The sequence below is a fragment of the Streptomyces capoamus genome (assembly GCF_014654935.1).
GTDB classification, from domain to species: domain Bacteria; phylum Actinomycetota; class Actinomycetes; order Streptomycetales; family Streptomycetaceae; genus Streptomyces; species Streptomyces capoamus.
Genome location: NZ_BNBF01000005.1, coordinates 146,963 through 150,356, shown reverse-complemented (window position 1 = coordinate 150,356; position 3,394 = coordinate 146,963). Strand labels below are relative to the sequence as shown.

The window sequence follows — 3,394 nt, the reverse complement described above, 5'->3', positions numbered from 1 at the left end:
GCCGGCCGCCATCCGCGGCAGGAAGTGGTCCTTCTGCTCCTGCGTGCCGTGCTGCTTGAGCATGTACGCGACGATGAAGTGGGTGTTGATGATGCCGGACACCGACATCCAGCCCCGGGCGATCTCCTCCACGCACAGCGCGTACGTCAGGAGGGACTCGCCCAGGCCCCCGTACTCCTCGGGGATCATCAGACCGAACAGGCCCAGCTCCTTGAGCCCGTCCACGATCTGCTGCGGGTACTCGTCGCGGTGCTCCAGCCCGGTGGCGACCGGAATGATCTCCTTGTCGACAAAGTCCCGGACGGTGGAGAGGATCTCCTGCTGGACGTCGGTCAGACCGGCGGTCTGGGCGAGACGGGCCATGCCTACTTCTCCTGCTGCTTGAGTTCCGGGCGGCCCGGCTGCTCGCCGCCGCGCTCCTTGGTGTACGTCTCGGTGGGCACCATCACCTTGCGGCGGAAGACGCACACCAGGGTGCCGTCCTGCTTGTAGCCCTTGGTCTCGACGTAGACGATGCCGCGGTCGTTCTTCGACTTCGACGGCCACTTGTCCAGCACGGTCGTCTCGCCGTAGATCGTGTCGCCGTGGAAGGTCGGCGCCACGTGCTTGAGCGACTCGATCTCCAGGTTGGCGATCGCCTTGCCGGAGATGTCCGGGACGGACATGCCGAGCAGGAGCGAGTAGATGTAGTTCCCGACGACGACGTTCTTGCCGAAGTCCGTCGTCTTCTCCGCATAGTTGGTGTCCATGTGGAGCGGGTGGTGGTTCATGGTGAGGAGACAGAACAGGTGGTCGTCGTACTCCGTGACCGTCTTGCCCGGCCAGTGCTTGTACGTCGCCCCGACCTCGAACTCCTCGTACGTGCGTCCGAACTGCATCGCGCTCAGGCCTCCGGGATCTCGAACGCCGACGTACGGGTCATGCCCGCCGCCCGCCCCTTGCCGGCGATGACCAGGGCCATCTTGCGGCTGGCCTCGTCGATCATCTCGTCGCCGAGCATCGCGGAGCCCTTCTTGCCGCCCGCCTCGGACGTGTAGTAGTCGTACGCGTCCAGGATCAGCTCGGCGTGGTCGTAGTCCTCCTGGGAGGGCGAGAAGATCTCGTTGGACGCCTCGACCTGGCCCGGGTGCAGCACCCACTTGCCGTCGAAGCCGAGCGCGGCGGCGCGCTGCGCGACCTCGCGGTAGCCGTCGACGTTGCGGATCTGCAGGTAGGGGCCGTCGATCGCCTGGAGGTTGTTGGCGCGGGCGGCCATCAGGATCTTCATCAGGATGTAGTGGTAGGCGTCCGCCGGGTAGCCGGGCGGCTGCTCGCCCACCACGAGCGACTTCATGTTGATCGACGCCATGAAGTCGGCCGGGCCGAAGATGATCGTCTCGACGCGCTGGGAGGCCTGCGCGATCTCGTTGACGTTGTTCAGGCCCTGGGCGTTCTCGATCTGCGCCTCGATGCCGATCTTGCCGACCTCGAAGCCCATCGTCTTCTCGATCTGCGTCAGCAGCAGGTCCAGCGCCACGACCTGCTGGGCGTTCTGCACCTTCGGCAGCATGATGCAGTCGAGGTTCTGGCCGGCGCCCTCGACGACCGTCACGACGTCGCGGTACGTCCACTCGGTCGTCCAGTCGTTGACGCGCACCACGCGCGTCTTGCCCGTCCAGTCGCCCTCGTTGAGGAACTTGACGATGGTGTGCCGCGCCTCGGGCTTGGCGAGCGGCGCGCACGCGTCCTCCAGGTCGAGGAAGACCTGGTCCGCCGGGAGGCCCTGCGCCTTCTCCAGGAAGCGCGGGTTGCTGCCCGGTACGGCCAGACAGGAGCGCCGCGGGCGAAGGCGGTTGACGGTCGTCATGCGGGGACCTCCAGGGGGTCGAGCTTGTTCGCTGTGCGGATCTCGTCGACGATGCGGCCGATGATCCCGGTGATGTCGAAGTCCTTCGGGGTGAACACCGCGGCCACTCCGGCGGCCCTCAGCTGTTCGGCGTCACCGTTCGGGATGATGCCACCTGCGATCACGGGTATATCTGTGGCACCGGCCACACGGAGCCGCTGGAGCACGTCCGGCACCAGCTGGGCGTGCGAGCCGGACAGGATCGACAGGCCCACGGCGTGCACGTCCTCGGCCAGGGCCGCGTCCACGATCTGCTCCGGGGTGAGCCGGATGCCCTGGTAGACCACCTCGAAGCCGGCGTCCCGCGCGCGCACGGCTATCTGCTCGGCGCCGTTGGAGTGCCCGTCCAGGCCCGGCTTGCCGACCAGGAAGCGCAGCTTGCCCACGCCCAGGTCGCGGGCGGTGGCGTCCACCTTGGCGCGGACCTCGGCCATCGCCGAGCCCTGCTCGGCCGGCACGGCCACCGGAGCGGACGAGACGCCGGTGGGCGCCCGGTACTCGCCGAACACCTCGCGCAGCGCCCCGGCCCACTCGCCGGTGGTGACCCCGGCGCGGGCGCACTCCAGCGTGGCCTCCATCAGGTTGCCGGTGCCCTGGGCGGCCTCCTTCAGCCGCTCCAGCGCCTTGCAGGGCCGCGGGTGGTTGAACGGCGGCTGGTAGCGGGTGTCCCGCCACTTGCGCAGCGACTCCACGACCCGGGTCTCGACCTCCGGGTCCACCGTCTGGATCGCGGTGTCCAGGTCGGCCGTGAGCGGGTTCGGCTCGGTGCCCTCGAAGATGTTGACGCCGACGATCTTCTCCTCGCCGGACTCGATCCGGGCGCGGCGCTCGGCGTGCGAGGCGACCAGCTGCGACTTCAGGTAGCCGGACTCCACGGCGGCCAGCGCGCCGCCCATCTCCTGGATGCGGTCGATCTCCGCCAGGACCTCCTCGACCAGCTGCTCCACCTTGGCCTCGACGACCTTCGAGCCCTCGAAGATGTCGTCGTACTCCAGCAGGTCGCTCTCGTAGGCGAGCACCTGCTGGATGCGCAGGCTCCACTGCTGGTCCCAGGGGCGGGGCAGGCCGAGGGCCTCGTTCCAGGCGGGCAGCTGCACGGCGCGGGCGCGGGCGTCCTTGGAGAGGGTCACGGCCAGCATCTCCAGCACGATCCGCTGGACGTTGTTCTCCGGCTGCGCCTCGGTCAGCCCGAGCGAGTTGACCTGGACGCCGTAGCGGAACCGGCGCTGCTTGGGGTTCTCGATGCCGTACCGCTCGCGGGTGACCTTGTCCCAGATGCGGCCGAACGCCCGCATCTTGCACATCTCCTCGACGAAGCGGACGCCCGCGTTCACGAAGAAGGAGATGCGGGCGACCACGTCGCCCATGCGTTCCTGCGGCACCTGGCCGGAGTCGCGCACGGCGTCGAGCACGGCGATGGCGGTGGACATCGCGTACGCGATCTCCTGCACCGGCGTGGCCCCGGCCTCCTGCAGGTGGTAGCTGCAGATGTTGATCGGGTTCCACTTC

At 68.4% G+C, this 3,394-nt stretch carries 4 protein-coding genes; all 4 read right to left on the bottom strand.

The window, feature by feature from the left end; genetic code table 11:
* Window positions 1-363, bottom strand: a 363-nt coding sequence (locus tag IE312_RS39485) for an acyl-CoA dehydrogenase family protein (RefSeq protein WP_229899471.1), incomplete at its 3' end; no start/stop codon positions are given.
* Window positions 364-365: 2 nt separating this feature from the next.
* On the bottom strand, window positions 366-878 hold the full coding sequence (locus IE312_RS10430) for a MaoC family dehydratase (RefSeq protein ID WP_189980545.1): 513 nt from the start codon (window positions 876-878) through the stop codon (window positions 366-368).
* Window positions 879-883: 5 nt separating this feature from the next.
* A complete protein-coding gene (locus IE312_RS10425; protein ID WP_189980543.1) occupies window positions 884-1,846 on the bottom strand; it encodes an HpcH/HpaI aldolase/citrate lyase family protein in 963 nt (320 codons plus the stop codon).
* A partial coding sequence (locus tag IE312_RS10420) for a protein meaA (protein WP_229899469.1) occupies window positions 1,843-3,394 on the bottom strand: 1,552 nt, incomplete at its 5' end. The genes IE312_RS10420 and IE312_RS10425, both read right to left, overlap by 4 nt.